Origin of the sequence: Phycicoccus jejuensis, assembly GCF_000720925.1 — a bacterium.
In the GTDB taxonomy this organism is placed as follows: domain Bacteria; phylum Actinomycetota; class Actinomycetes; order Actinomycetales; family Dermatophilaceae; genus Phycicoccus; species Phycicoccus jejuensis.
The window spans coordinates 314,948-328,380 of the sequence record NZ_JOEE01000003.1; the positions used below are offsets into that span (position 1 = coordinate 314,948).

At 74.5% G+C, this 13,433-nt stretch carries 11 protein-coding genes; 2 read left to right on the top strand and 9 right to left on the bottom strand.

Going from position 1 to position 13,433, the window contains the following annotated elements; genetic code table 11:
- Position 1 precedes the first annotated feature (1 nt).
- The 6 genes from IG69_RS0107775 to IG69_RS0107800 form a co-directional block, all read right to left on the bottom strand.
- Positions 2 to 2,020, bottom strand: a complete 2,019-nt coding sequence (locus IG69_RS0107775; RefSeq protein ID WP_051750345.1) for a type II secretion system F family protein — start codon at positions 2,018 to 2,020, stop codon at positions 2 to 4.
- On the bottom strand, positions 2,017 to 3,420 hold the full coding sequence (locus IG69_RS0107780) for a TadA family conjugal transfer-associated ATPase (protein WP_030527598.1): 1,404 nt from the start codon (positions 3,418 to 3,420) through the stop codon (positions 2,017 to 2,019). The genes IG69_RS0107775 and IG69_RS0107780 overlap by 4 nt, the downstream gene beginning before the upstream one ends.
- Positions 3,417 to 4,595: a CpaE/TadZ family protein gene (locus tag IG69_RS0107785; RefSeq protein ID WP_030527599.1), complete on the bottom strand. Its 1,179-nt coding sequence runs from the start codon at positions 4,593 to 4,595 to the stop codon at positions 3,417 to 3,419. Before IG69_RS0107785 ends, IG69_RS0107780 begins: the two co-directional genes overlap by 4 nt.
- Positions 4,592 to 5,365: a Flp pilus assembly protein CpaB gene (gene cpaB, locus IG69_RS0107790; RefSeq protein WP_030527600.1), complete on the bottom strand. Its 774-nt coding sequence runs from the start codon at positions 5,363 to 5,365 to the stop codon at positions 4,592 to 4,594. Before cpaB ends, IG69_RS0107785 begins: the two co-directional genes overlap by 4 nt.
- Before the next feature lie 89 nt (positions 5,366 to 5,454).
- Complete coding sequence (locus IG69_RS0107795) at positions 5,455 to 5,655, bottom strand: Flp family type IVb pilin (protein ID WP_030527601.1); 201 nt, start codon at positions 5,653 to 5,655, stop codon at positions 5,455 to 5,457.
- A gap of 93 nt (positions 5,656 to 5,748) precedes the next feature.
- Positions 5,749 to 5,928 carry a Flp family type IVb pilin gene (locus tag IG69_RS0107800; protein WP_030527602.1) on the bottom strand — a complete coding sequence of 60 codons (180 nt, stop codon included), beginning with the start codon at positions 5,926 to 5,928 and terminating at the stop codon, positions 5,749 to 5,751.
- A gap of 262 nt (positions 5,929 to 6,190) precedes the next feature.
- On the opposite strand from IG69_RS0107800, the gene IG69_RS0107805 reads away from it, so the two are divergent.
- A complete protein-coding gene (locus tag IG69_RS0107805; RefSeq protein WP_157577422.1) occupies positions 6,191 to 7,531 on the top strand; it encodes a hypothetical protein in 1,341 nt (446 codons plus the stop codon).
- 1 nt (position 7,532) lies between these two features.
- Here the strand turns inward: IG69_RS0107805 and IG69_RS0107810 are convergent, their stop codons facing one another.
- Positions 7,533 to 8,897: a hypothetical protein gene (locus IG69_RS0107810; protein WP_030527604.1), complete on the bottom strand. Its 1,365-nt coding sequence runs from the start codon at positions 8,895 to 8,897 to the stop codon at positions 7,533 to 7,535.
- A gap of 57 nt (positions 8,898 to 8,954) precedes the next feature.
- Here IG69_RS0107810 and IG69_RS0107815 point away from each other — a divergent pair, with 57 nt between their 5' ends.
- Positions 8,955 to 11,162, top strand: coding sequence for a hypothetical protein (locus IG69_RS0107815; protein ID WP_157577424.1), 2,208 nt, complete (start codon positions 8,955 to 8,957; stop codon positions 11,160 to 11,162).
- Between the two features lie 27 nt (positions 11,163 to 11,189).
- On the opposite strand, the gene IG69_RS20930 is transcribed toward IG69_RS0107815, so the two are convergent.
- A complete protein-coding gene (locus tag IG69_RS20930) occupies positions 11,190 to 11,639 on the bottom strand; it encodes a GtrA family protein (RefSeq protein ID WP_051750346.1) in 450 nt (149 codons plus the stop codon).
- Entirely contained in the window at positions 11,632 to 13,353 is a 1,722-nt protein-coding gene (locus tag IG69_RS22475; protein WP_169742046.1) for a hypothetical protein, read from the bottom strand. Before IG69_RS22475 ends, IG69_RS20930 begins: the two co-directional genes overlap by 8 nt.
- Positions 13,354 to 13,433: the final 80 nt, after the last annotated feature.

The following is a 13,433-nucleotide window of genomic DNA, read 5'->3' on the forward strand; positions in this document are numbered from 1 at the left end:
GTCACACCTCGATCTTCACGAGCTTGCGCATCCACACGATGCCGAGCCCCATCGCCACGATGCCGGCCCCGAGCATCAGCCACCCGAGGGGTCGGGTCCAGAGGAGGCTGACGTAGGCGCGGTTGGCGACCGTGCTGTAGAGGAACAGGCCGATGGGCAGGGCGATGAGGGCGTAGGCCGAGAGGCGACCCTCGGCCGAGAGCGCCTTGACCTGGCGACGGAGCATCTCGCGCTCGCGGAGGGTCGCGGCCGTCGTGCGGAGCGTCTCGGCGAGGTTGCCGCCGACCTCGCGCTGGATGCGGATGGCCATCGTCGTCCAGCGCATGTTCGGGCTGTCCATCCGCACGGCCATCTTGTCGAGCGCGTCGCTGACGTCGGAGCCGATGCGTGCCTCGGCGAGGGCCCGGCTGAACTCCTTGGCCGCGGGCTCGCCGGCGTCCTGCGCGACCGAGTCCAGCGCCTGGAGGAGGCTGAAGCCCGAGGCGAGCGAGGTCGCGACGAGCATCATGACGTCCGGCAGCAGCCCCTCGAACTTGCGCGCCCGCCGCTTGGCGAGGGTGCGCAGGAGGACGGGCGGCACGATGAGGCCGACGACGGCGCCGAGCACACCGCCGAGCAGCGGGATCGAGCCGACGAGGAGGATGCCGCCGGCGATGCCGATGACGACCGCCACGAGGCGCAGCACGAGCCACTCCCCCGCACGCCACGGCAGGTCGGCGCGCACGAGCAGCTCCATCGTGCGGGTCGTCGAGTCGCGGCCCTCCATGAACGACTCGCCCATCGAGACGATGGACTCGCTGATCGCGGCGGCCGTGGGCGCCTGACGGGCCTGGGCCCGGGCCCGGCCGATGCCGTACCCCTCGATCGCCTCGATCCGCTCGGAGCGGCGGCTGCGGAAGACCGGCGCGGCGAACGCGACGGCGAGGCCGAAGACCCCGAGGAAGACGACGGCCACGGCGGGGACGAGGAAGGCCGGGGCGACCGCGGTGATCGTCGCGAGCGCCGCCGGGTCGGTCTGCACGACGGGGGCGACGACCGGGCCGTCGTCCTCCGGCGCCTCGACCGGCGCGACGTCGCCGAGGTCGAGCCGCGAGCTGTTGATGAAGCCGCGCCCGGAGGCGGTGCCGTCGATGGTCAGCAGCTGGTCCCCGCCGACGTCGGCCGGCTTGGTGATGGTGAGGACGACCTGCGAGTCGAGGGCGACCGCGGCCGCGTCGAAGGCGGAGGCGACGGCCGCACGGTCGGCGGCGTCGGCCACCGAACCGCCTCCGGCAGCGGCGAACTCGCGCAGCACCTGCACGTTCGCCTCGCCGGAGTTGAACGACACGACCTCGGCACGGACCTTGGCCCGCTCGAGGGCGCGCAGCGCCTTGCGCTGCTCGGAGGCCTCGGCGGCGTCACCGCCGTCGAGCCCGGCCACGGTGTCGCCGCCGTCGCTGAGCAGGAGGATGCTGCGCTCGCCGTCGGTCCCGAGGCCCCGGACGGCGTCCTGGACGGCCCGGTAGAGCGAGGTCTCCCCGCCCGAGCGCAGCGCGCCGACCGCGCGGCGCACCGCTCCGCGGTCGGTGGTCGGTGCGACGTCGATGCCGGAGGTGGACGCGAACGAGACCACACCGACCTTGACGTCGGAGGGCACGGCGGACAGGAAGCGGTCGACGCCGTCGCGGACGACCGCCATCCCGGCCGCGCCCATCGAGCCGCTCGTGTCGATGACGAGCATCGTCGAGCGGGCCTGCTTGGTCGGTGCGGACACGGCGACCGGGACGACGCGCGAGCCGAACGTGGCCGTGACGCTCTTCCAGTCGACGTCGACCTTGCTCCCCGGCCGCAGGACGAGGGTCGCGGTGACCTTGTCGCCCTTGACCCGGATGTCGCTGAGGGTGGACGGGATGCCGTCGGCCGCGTGCGCCCGCGGCGCGGCGAGCACCGGGATCAGGAGAGCGAGCAGCACGACGAGCGCCACGACCGCCACCGGCAGGACGGCCGTCCGGTGGCGAGGGGGCAGCAGGTGGGGGCTCACGTCAGCCGTGCCCCGTTGATGAACAGCTGCGGTGACACCTCGATGCCGAGGTCGTGCAGCTCGGTGAGGAACTTCGGGCGCAGGCCCGTGGAGACGAGGGTCCCCCGGAAGCGGCCGTTCTCGTCCCGGCCCGCGGCCCAGTCGAAGGTGAAGATGTCCTGGAGCGTGACGACGTCGCCCTCCATCCCGACGACCTCGGTGATGGCGACGATGCGGCGCGAGCCGTCCTTGAGTCGGGACTGCTGGACGATGAGCTGCACCGCGCCGGCCACCTGCTCGCGGATGGCCCGGACCGGCAGGTCGACGCCGGCCATGAGCACCATCGTCTCGAGTCGGGCGAGGGAGTCGCGCGGGGTGTTGGCGTGGACGGTGGTGATCGAGCCGTCGTGGCCGGTGTTCATCGCCTGGAGCATGTCGAGCGCGGCGCCGTCGCGGACCTCGCCGACGACGATGCGGTCGGGGCGCATGCGGAGCGAGTTCTTCACGAGGTCGCGGATGGCGATCGCGCCCTTGCCCTCGATGTTCGCGGGGCGGGACTCCAGGCGCAGGACGTGGTCCTGGTGCAGCTGGAGCTCGGCGGCGTCCTCGATCGTCACGATGCGCTCGTCCTCGGGGATGAACGAGGAGATGACGTTGAGCGTCGTCGTCTTGCCGGAGCCGGTGCCGCCGGAGATGACGATGTTGCGCCGGCCCATGACGCAGGCCTTGAGGAAGTCGCGCACGCTCGGGGTGATCGTGCCGAACGCGATGAGGTCGGCGTCGGTGTACGGGTCCTGCGAGAACTTGCGGATCGTCAGCATCGCGCCGTCGAGGGCGATCGGCGAGATGACCGCGTTGACGCGCGAGCCGTCGGGCAGGCGGGCGTCGCAGAGGGGGCTCGCCTCGTCGACGCGGCGGCCGACGCGGCCGACGATCTTGTCGATGACCCGGCGCAGGTGCGCCTCGTTCGAGAAGTGGGTCTCGACCGAGTACAGCTTGCCGCTGCGCTCGACGTAGATGCTGTCCGGGCCGTTGACCATGATCTCGGAGATCTCGGGGTCGCGCAGCAGCGGCTCGAGCGGGCCGTGCCCGAGGATCTCGTCGGACACCTCCTGCGCGATGCGGGTGCGGTCCGCGTGCGAGAGCGGGGTCTGCTCGGCGTCGATCGTCTGCTGGAGCGTGGTGCGGACCTGCTGGGCCAGCTCGGCCTCGGGCAGGTGGGGGTCGTACAGGCGCGGACCGAGGCTCTCGATGAGGGCCTGGTGGACCCGGCCCTTCACCTCGCCGAAGGGGTCGAGCACCCGGCGGCGGGGCACCGTCCCCGGTCGGGGGCCGGCACCGCCGGCGGTCGTCGGCTGCTGGGCCTGGGAGACCGCGGCCTGGGCGCGGCGGACGCTGTCGAGACGGTCGGCGAGGCTCATCGACGGCTCCTGAAGAGACCTCGGCGTGCGTGGGCGTCGACGGGCTCGACGTCCTCGCCCGCGGAGCGGGGGCGGATGTGGTGGTCGACGAGGTCGCGGATGGCGACGCTGACCGGCAGCTTGGGCTCGTCGAGGACGATCGGGACACCCCGGTTGACCGACGCGGGGACGGTCAGCGAGCTCGGGATGTTGACGGCGATCGCGGTCTTGATGGCGGACTCGACGTCCTCGGGGCGCAGGCCCACCTTGGCGTCGGCGCGGTTGAGGACGATGACGCGGGAGTCCTTCGGGCTGCCGATCATGTCGAGGGTGTCGATGGCGACGCGGAGGTTCTTGACCGCCGGGATGTCGAGCGTCGCGATGAGGACGAGGATGTCGGAGAGGTCGACCGAGGCGAGCACGTGCTCGGTGAAGCTCGGCGGGGTGTCGACGACGACGAAGTCGTAGGTGCGCCGGGCGACCTTGATCAGCTCGGCGACCGTCGAGACCGGGATGCGGTCGGCGTCGCCCGGGTCGTTCGGCGCGCAGATGACATCGAGGCCGCTCGACTCGTGGGTCGTCACCAGGCTGCGCACGCCCTCGTCGTCGATCGTGCCGGCCATGGCGACGGCGTCGAACACCGAGCGGTCCGGGACGAGCTGGAGGCTGATCGCGACGTCACCGAAGGAGAGGTCGAGGTCGATGAGGAGCGTCTTGTGCCCGAGCCGGGCCAGCTGGCAGGCCGTGTTCGTCGAGACGGTCGTCTTGCCGACCCCGCCCTTGGCCGAGAAGACCGTGATGATCTTGCCGTCCTTGGAGCTGCCGCCGCCGGCGTGCCCGACGAGCCGGGAGGTGAGCTCACGGCTGCGGCGCAGGGCGTCGGCGAGGCCGGTGTGGTCGTCGGCGCCGACCACCTCGCGGATGCCGGAGCGCAGCGCCTGCGAGAGGGTCGTCACGTCGATGCGCGAGCGCAGGAGGATGACGCCGACCTCGGGGCGGTCGAGGCGTGCACCCTCGGCGAGGGTGCACGCGTCGTCGAGCGGGACGTCGGCCCCGATGACGACCTGGTCGACCTGCGGGTCGTCGTGCAGCGTGCGGGCCACGACGATCGAGGAGTCGAGGGCCGTCGTGTCCGGTCCGAGGGCGAAGCGGTAGCGCTCCACCGCGGTGGGGTCGGTGTCCCAGAGGATGTTCACCGGGCCACGACCTTCGTGATGTTGAGGTCGTCCGCCTCGAGGGTCGGGCTGATCTTCAGCTCCGATCCGCGCAGGGCGGCGTAGAGGGTGCTGCCGTTGATCGCGTGGACGAGGCGCACGGCGTCCTCCGGGGTCACCTGCAGCGTCACGAGGAAGCTCGCGCTCTGGGCGGCCGCCTCGCCGTCGGTCGTCTGCGCGGGGGTGAGCGAGGCGTCGCCCATCGCGATGACCTTGACGTTGTCGAGGAGGACCGAGGTCTTCTGGATGCCGGTCGTGGCCGCGGCGGCGTCGCCGCCGCTCGAGGCGCCCTTCTCCGCGTAGGTCATGAAGACCGTCAGGTAGGAGCCGGGGGTGACGAAGTTGCCGACCCGCGCCGGGTCCTGGAGCTGCACCGACACGGCGAGCTTGCCCGGGTCGATCTGCAGCTTCTTCTCGCCGACCGGGGTGTCGCCGAACGCGGCCCCGAGCACGTACTGCCCGGGCTGCACGTCGGTGAGGGCGACGAGGTCGCTGTTGTTCTCGTCGACCTTCTCGAGCGCGCCGAGCGGCTTGGCCCGGGCGGCGACGTCGGTCTGGACCAGCTGTCCGAGGCGGACCGCGTCCTTGAGCGAGGTGCCGGCCGGGATCACCGTGTTGGACACGTAGACCTTGGTCGGGCTGGCGGCGGCCACGGCGCGGGCGTCCGCCCCACGGGCGTACACGAGGACGAGGACGGCACCGACGAGCGCGATCACGGCGGCCGTGAGGATGGCGAGGATACGACGACCCATGGGGATGGTGTCCTTACAGAGGTGAGTTCAGGAGCGTGTGCCGACCCGCCGCGGTGGGCGGGTGTCGTGCGGTCGGTCCGGTGTCGCCGTCAGAAGCTCGTGGCGGCGGTCTGGAAGATGGAGCTGAGGTTGCGTCCGAGGACGGTCACCGCCGCGACGATGACGATGGCCACGAAGCCGATCATCAGGGCGTACTCCACGGCGGTGGCGCCTCCCTCGCCCCGGGCGACGGGCGTCCGGGCGAGGAGGGTGGCCGATCGGGCGAGGGTCCGGCGGAGGAGCGCGGTCATCACGTCACCTGCTTTCGTCCGATGTGGGTCGGGGCGCCGGCCGCGTCGGTGCTCCGACGGCGACCGACGCCCCGACGTGTCGTCCTGGTTCGCTCAGACGCTGTTGGCGACCGAGTTGAACATCGACTTGAGGTTCGTGCCGAGCAGCGCGACGGCGACGATGATGACGACCGCGATGAGGGCGACCATGAGGCCGTACTCCACGGCGGTCGCACCCTTCTCGGAGCGGAGGTCGTTGAACTTCATCTGGAGCTTGACGAGGGCCTTGGTCATGACGGGTGTTGCCTTTCGGTACGAAGGGGTGCTGTCGAGCAGTCACCACGCTGTCAGGTCCGGCCCCGGAGCGGCATGGACCGATGGGCCCGAACACCGCCCCCCGTACGGTGCAGCCGGGTCAACCGTTCGGCCGATCGCTCACCGGGACCGCGCGCCGGCCGTGACATGCTCGTCCACGACCACCCACCGCCACGAGGCCAGCGAGATGTCCACGACTCCCGAGCAGGATCGCGAAACCCGGAGTGCCAGAACGCCTCTGGTGATCGCTTGGGGTGTCTGTGCGGTGCTCGCGGGCCTCCTCCTGCGGCTGCGCACGGCTCCGGACGTCGACCTGTGGCTGCACCTGCGCATCGGGCGGTCGCTGCGCGACGGTGAGTGGTTCGGCACGCTCCCCGACCCCCTCTCGGCCCTCGCGGACCGTCCGTACGTGCCGACCCAGTGGCTCGCGCAGGTCGGGATGAGCGTCGTCGACGACGTCGCCGGCGTCACCGGGCTCCACGCCGTCCGGGCGCTCCTGCTCGTCGCCCTCGCGGCGCTGCTCGCCGCGACCGCGCGTCGGTGGGCCGGCCCGCTCGCCTCGGTGGTGGTCGCGACCGCGGCGCTCGTCGCGACGTCGGCGGCGTGGGGAGAGCGGCCGCAGCTGCTCGGCCTCGTCCTCGCCGCGTGGTCGCTGCACCTGTGGGCCGGGACGCTCGTCGACGGGCGCCCACGGTGGTCGCTGCTCGCCGTCGCCTGGCTGTGGTCCGCGGTGCACGGGTCGTGGCCGCTCGGCGTCGGGTTCGGGGTGCTCGTGCTGCTCGCGCTCGCGCTCGCGCCCCGCCCCGCCCCGGTCCCGTGGGGCCGGCTCGTGGTCCTGCTGGCCGGCACCGCCCTCGTCCCCGTGCTGGGGCCCCTCGGCCCCCGGGCGCTCGTCGAGCCGTTCGCGGTCGGGATGGCGGCCCGCTCCACGGTCAACGAGTGGAAGCCGCCGGCCCCGGGCAACCCGCTCCTCCTGCTCGTCCTGCTGCTGGCCCTCGTCGTGCTCGTGCGCCTGGTGCGCGCGCGGCGGCTCGACCTCCCGTCGCTCCTCCTCGCCGGCGCCGGCGTCGTCCTCGCGGCGTCCTCGGTCCGCACCATCGCGGTCGGCGCGCTCCTCGTGGCACCCGCCCTGGCTCGCACCCTCCGCGCCGGGGCCGCTCCGGCACGGCGGGAGCGGCTGCCCGGGCTCGTCGTGGCGGGGGTCTTCCTGCTCGTCCCCGCCGTGGTGCTCGGGGGGCCGGAGGCCGGGCCGCTGCCGCGGACCGTCGGCGCGGCGGTCGAGCGGCTGCCGGCCGGGACGCCGACGGTCGTCGACGCCTACGCCTCCGGCTGGGTGCTGTGGGCCCACCCGCAGGTCCGGGTGCTGCGCGACCTGCGCGCCGAGGTCTACTCCCCCGCGACCGCCGCCGCCTACGAGACGTTCTCGGCGACCGGCCCCGGCTGGGAGGCCTACGCCGACGAGCACGGCGTCGACGCCGTCCTCACCCGGGTCGGGGAGCCCCTCGACCGGGGGCTGTCCGGTGCCGCCGGCTGGTCACGGGCCGCGGGCGAGGGCGAGTGGGTGCTCTGGCGGCGCGGGTGACTCAGCCGTCGCGCTCGAGGACGGCGTAGCCACCCACCTCGCGCACGACCCGCCAGCCCGCGGCGACCACGGGTGCCGTCGCGTCCTGCTCGACGACCACGACCCCGATGTCGGCTCCGGCGGGCACGGTGCCGTCGTGGAGGAAGTCGAGGAGGTCGCTCTGCACGTCGCGCGGGAACGCGTCGATCGGGTTGGCGGCCCAGACCCGGACGCCCTCGCGGGCCAGCGTCTCGGCGAACGGCTCGACGGCCAGCACCGGACGCCCGGCGGCCACCTCGCGCACGGCGCCGACGGCCGACTGCCCGGGGGCGCCCACCGACGGACCACGGCCGGCGAGCACCACCCCCGAGACGCCGGCGGCCGCGGCGAGGGCCACCACGGGCACGAGGGACGGACGGCCTGCGGACGACCCCCGCCCGGTGGCCACGCGCGGACGCATCGCGGCGGCGGCGAGGAAGAGCAGCAGCCACACCCCGTTGCGGGCCGCCGACGCCGTGCCGACCGCCAGCCCCGCCGTGGCGACCCACTCCCACACCGACATCCGTGCCCGGGCCGCGAGTGCGAGGAGGAGCGCGGCGGCCACGAGCATCGCCACGTCGAGCGGGTGCCCGAGGTTCGGGCGGGCCCAGAGGTCCGTCCCGCGGGCTGCGGCCTCGTTCGCCAGGGCCTGGACGTAGTAGGCGGGCGTCCCGAGCCCGGCGGAGGTGAGCAGGAGGGCCAGCGCGGAGCCCGCACCGACCCCGACGCGGCGCCTCCACGGCCCGCCGCCCGGTGACAGGACGAGGAACACCCCGAGGACCGCGAGCCCCACGAGCACCGCGCCGTGGAGGTTGCCCCAGAGCACGAACAGCGGCACGAGCCACCACAGGCCGCGGTCCGGGTGCTCGTGCTGCCGGCGCATCAGCGCGACCGCGAGCGCGAACGGCACGAGCGAGAGCGACGGCAGGCGGGTCACCGCGAAGGCGGCCGCCGCACCGACCACGACGAGGGTCGCGACGAGCGCGCCCCGCACCTCGGACCCGCCGGCGCGCCGGCCGTCCGCGAGGACGACGAGCAGCGTGGCGGCGACGAGCACCAGCTGGAGCCCGGCGAGGGCCGGCGTGCCCAGACCGGCGACGACCGACAGCAGCAGCTCGGCGAGGACGATCGGGTTGTGCCACCCCTCCTGCGGCGCGGACGCGAAGGGGATCCCGTCGGGCACGGAGCCGGTCGCCCGCACCGTGTCGCCGAGCGCGACGACCCACAGCAGGTCGGACCCGAGCAGGACGAAGAACGAGAGGGCCACGACCCACGCGGCGACGGCGAGCGAGGCGACCGGGACGCCACGACGGGGCCGGACCGCCGAGGTGGGATCGGCCTGCGACATGACGGGATTCCTCGAGCTGCCGGGGTCGGAGCGGGGGCTCGACCATAATCGACGATCATGGCCACCGGGAGCACGACACGACCCCGACGCGCCCGTGAGGCCTCCTGGATGGTCGCCACGGTGCTCGTCGCCCTCGGCGTCGGCGCGTGGTCGCTCCGCCTCTGGCAGTGGGACCCGTCGGACCCGATCGCCCTCGGGTGGGACCACACCCAGATCCTGTCGTCGCTGCGCGACATCCACGACCACGGCTGGTACTGGCACAACCCCGACCTCGGCTTCCCCTTCGGCCAGGACGCCTCGTTCTTCCCCGAGCTCAACGTCCTGCACGTCCTCGCCGTCAAGGCGATCGACCTCGTCGTGCCGGGGGTCTACACGGCCGGGGGCGTGTACTTCGTCCTGTCCTTCCCCCTCACCGGCGCCACCGGGTACCTCCTGGCCCGCAGCCAGGGGCTCGGGCGGCCGGCCGGCTTCGTCCTCGGGGTGCTCCTCGCGAACGCCCCGGGACACGCCGAGCGGTTCGGCCACCTCTACCTCGCGCAGTACTGGGTGGTGCCGGTCGCGCTGTGGCTCGTGCTCGAGGTGGCCCGTGGCCGGGCCCTGCTGTCCCCCCGGGGCGGACCGGTCCCGTGGTGGCGCGGCGGCCGGACGCTCGTCACCGTCGCGGCCGTCGTCGTCGTGGGCGGCAGCGGCGTCTACTACGTGGCCTTCACGCTCGTCCTGCTGGCGGTCGCAGCGCTCGCGCGGCGGGTGGCCGGGGTGCCGGCCGACCTCCTGCGCGGCCTCGCGGTGATGGTCGGCATCGGCCTGGTCATCGCCGTGCCGCTGGCCGTGGCGCGCCTCGGGATGCGCGGCGTGCTCGTCACCGGCCGGGTGCCGGCCGGTCGCAACCCGGCCGAGTCGGAGCTGTTCGCCGGCAAGCTCATGGACCTGCTGCTCCCGTGGCCCGACCACCGGGTCGAGGCCTTCCGGTACCTCACCCTCGCCTACCGCTCGGCGACGCGGGCGACCGTGGAGACCTCGGCGCTCGGCGTGGTCGGCGTCGCGGGGATGACCGGCCTGGCCGTCATCGGGCTGCTCGCCCTCCTCTCCGGTCGGCGCGCCGACGCCGGGCACCTGCGCTGGTCCGGGCTGATGCTCGTGTCGTTCCTCCTCTTCACGGTCGGCGGCCTCGGCTCGTTCGTCGCCGTCTTCGCCACCCCGCAGGTGCGGACCTGGTCGCGGGTCTCGCTCTACATCCTCACCCTCGCCCTGCTCGCGGTCGGGGCCTGGCTCACGCGCCTGGAACGACGCCGCGGGATGCTCACCGCCGGCCTCGTCGCCGGCGCGCTCGTCGTCGTCGGCAGCCTCGACCAGACCAACCCCGCGGTCGCGCCCGACCACCGCGCCATCGCCCGCGAGATGGCCGGGCTGCGCGCCTACACCTCGTCGCTGCAGGACCGGGTCGGAGCCGGGTGCGGCGTCTTCCAGGTCCCGGTGCTGCCCTACCCCGAGACGCTCGGGCCGGGCACGATGCAGGGCTACGACCAGCTCAAGCCGTACCTCGCCTCGGACGACCTGCGCTTCAGCGCGGCGGCGATGCGCGGCACGGAGGCCGCGACGTGGCAGTCGGCGGTCGACCCCTCCGACCTCGCGGCGCTGGCGGCCGACCTGCGCTCGGCCGGCTTCTGCGCGCTCGAGGTCGACACGGAGGGCTTCTCCGACGCCCAGGACCCGTCGGACCGCCTCACCGCGGCGTGGGGCGAGCCGGTGGCCCGGACCGCCGACGGCACCTTCGTCGCCTGGGACCTGCGCCGGGTCGGCGCGGCCGGTGAGGGCGACCACGCGCGGCGCGCCCAGGTCCTCGCCCCGGTGCTCGCGTCGGTGGGCGGCTTCGAGCCCGAGACCGTGGACGGCACCTACGGTCAGTACGTCGGCCCGTACGCCGGTGTGTCGCTGGCGAACCCGGGCGAGCCCACACGGGTCACCGTCTCGATGGACGTCCGGGGCGTCGGCGCCGAGCGGCGGGAGGTCGTGGTCACCGACGGGGACCGGGAGGTCGCCCGCGTCGTCGTGTCCGACGCCTCCCCCACCCGGGTCTCCTTCGCCGTCGAGGCCGCGCGCGGGGCGACCGACCTCTCCGTCACCGTCTCGGGAGCCACCGACAAGGACATCGAGACCGAGCGCGTCACGACGGCCTTCGTCAGCGACCTCACGGTGACGGCGGAGGGCGGACGCCGCGCGGTCGCCCTCACGGACCGGACGAGGACCGGCTGGGTCCTGCCCTGACCGCTGCCCCGCGCGGGGCCGGGTGGCTCAGGAGGCGGTGCGCCGGAAGGTCACGCGCAGGTGGCCGACGAAGCTGAGCAGGACGACCCCGACGAGGACGAGCAGCTGCGCCACGAGGGGTCGCAGCCCGGCCAGCTCGACGAGGGCCGGGACCCCCACGAGGCTCAGCGCGGCACCCGTCCACCACACGCCGAGGAACGCGACGAGCTGGCGCCCGAGCGGGCCCTCGGCGCGGAAGACCTGACCACGGTAGGCGGGAAACGCGAAGATCATCGCCGCCAGCTGGGCGGACCCGAGCGCGACGACGTAGTGCGCCCCGGCGGCCAGGGTCGCGGCGAGGACCGACAGGTACACGACCTGGGTGACGCCGCCGACGACGCCGTAACGCACGACGACGGGCAGGTCGGCCCACCGACGGCGCACCCGTCGCGCGGGCGCCGCGGTCTGGGACGCCGGGGCGAGGGTCGTCTCAGCCACGCGCCGGCCCGATGACGGTGACGGTGGGCACGCAGGCGTAGCGACGACGGACCTCCGCCTCGGGGCGGTCGCTGAGGACGGTGGGGTCCGCCGCCGCGCGCAGCAGGTCGCACTCCTGCGCCACCGTGAGCCCGCCCTGGGGGGTGTCACGACGGCCGGCCTCCGGGCGGTCACCGTCGAGCAGGATGCGCGTCGCGACGTCCGTCACGAGCGGCCCCCCGGACCAGACGACCTGGGCTCGCTCGGCGCCGGACACGTCGAGGAGGCGCAGCACGGTGGCCCCGTCGACCGTCGACCACGCGCCCCCGAAGGCGGCCACGGGCGTCACGACGGCGCCGAGCGCGACGACGGCGGCCGTCACCGCGAGGACGCCCCGCCCGACGAGCGTGGGCAGGCGTTGCGCTCGGGCCTCGACGACCGCAAGGAAGGCGACGACGGTGACCATCGACAGACCGAGGATCGTGCTGTGCCAGAGCAGCTTTGCCGGGTAGTAGCGGGTGACGGGGATCCCGAGCCGCACGGCCAGGCCGAGCGCGGTGAGCGCCGGCAGGACGGAGACGGCGAGGACGACGAGGAGGGCGCGGTCGCGACGTCGCACGACCGCGAGCACCGCGGTCCCGGCGAGGCCGAGACCGAGCAACCACAGCGGGACGGGTGCCTCGACGTCGGCGACGACCGCGTGCCCGACCCCGACGGCGCCGACGACCGCGGTCATGGCCGGGAGCGAGGCGGCGGCCACGACGACGCCGAGCCCGGCCGCCCCGGCGAGTCGACGAGCGCGTCGTCCCGGCGCCGCGGCGCGGACCCGGGCGACGGTGGCGACGAGCGCGAGCGCACCCGAGACCGGCAGCAGGAGCTGCCAGGTGTGGGCCATGACGAGCAGGCCGGCCCACGCGGTGAGCGACGCGGTGACCGACACGGGCCGCACGAGGACCTCGCGGAGAGGCACGGCGACGACGAGGGCGGCCACCAGCGAGCCCTCGAAGCCGAGCGCCTGGTAGTTGCCGAGGAAGGCCGGCCACAGGGTCGCCGCGCCGGCGGTCGCGGCCGCCCCGGCTGCCGTCCACGGGGCCAGGCCGGCCCGGGTGGCCAGCGCCGAGGTGAGCGAGGCCGTCGCCAGGGCGACCGCGGCGAAGAGCAGCCAGACCATCCCCGCCATCAGGTCGAGCAGTCCGACGAGGTCGGCGCGCTCCGAGGGCGGACCGGTCAGGCTCCGGACGAGCGCGACCGTCGTGTGCCAGGCCCGTGGGTAGCCCCGGACCGAGTAGTCCAAGGCGCCGTGGGCCCGCTCGTCGGCGACGAGGACGAGGTGGCGGACGTGGTCGCCGTTGACGAACCACTCGACCCGCAGGGCGTGCGGCAGCGTCAGCGACCACAAGAGGACGGCCACGAGCACGAGGGCCGGCGCCGCGACGAGCAGCGTCCGCGCCGGGGCCCCCCGGTCGCGGGCCAGAGGCCGCTCCGGCCGACCCCGCAGGTGCAGGCCCAGAACCACGAGCGGGACCAGCACGAGGGCCGCCGCCGCGGCGCTGCCGGCGCGCGTGGCCAGGGGGCGGAGCCCGAGGACCTGCGCCCCCGTCGCCACGACGACGACGCCGGCGAGGACGAGGACGAGCACGACGAGACCGTCGGCGAGCGGGCCGGCGGCGTCGCGCGGGCGCGGCCGCGGCGACCCGGCGGTCGGCGCGGTCACCCGGACCGTCGCGGTGCTCATCGCGGCGAGCATGGCACGCGGCGGCGCCGGCGGGCGCGGCTCCGGAGCCGCATCCGCCGGCCGGGTCGGGTCGCGCCTCC

What these genes read in the sequence shown, in the direction of transcription:
- IG69_RS22475 (WP_169742046.1), bottom strand. Translation starts at nt 13,353, where the DNA reads ATGAGCACCGCGACGGTCCGGGTGACCGCGCCGACCGCCGGGTCGCCG.
- IG69_RS0107815 (WP_157577424.1), top strand. Translation starts at nt 8,955, where the DNA reads ATGGCCACCGGGAGCACGACACGACCCCGACGCGCCCGTGAGGCCTCC.
- IG69_RS0107795 (WP_030527601.1), bottom strand. Translation starts at nt 5,655, where the DNA reads ATGACCGCGCTCCTCCGCCGGACCCTCGCCCGATCGGCCACCCTCCTC.
- IG69_RS0107800 (WP_030527602.1), bottom strand. Translation starts at nt 5,928, where the DNA reads ATGACCAAGGCCCTCGTCAAGCTCCAGATGAAGTTCAACGACCTCCGC.
- IG69_RS0107810 (WP_030527604.1), bottom strand. Translation starts at nt 8,897, where the DNA reads ATGTCGCAGGCCGATCCCACCTCGGCGGTCCGGCCCCGTCGTGGCGTC.
- cpaB (WP_030527600.1), bottom strand. Translation starts at nt 5,365, where the DNA reads ATGGGTCGTCGTATCCTCGCCATCCTCACGGCCGCCGTGATCGCGCTC.
- IG69_RS0107780 (WP_030527598.1), bottom strand. Translation starts at nt 3,420, where the DNA reads ATGAGCCTCGCCGACCGTCTCGACAGCGTCCGCCGCGCCCAGGCCGCG.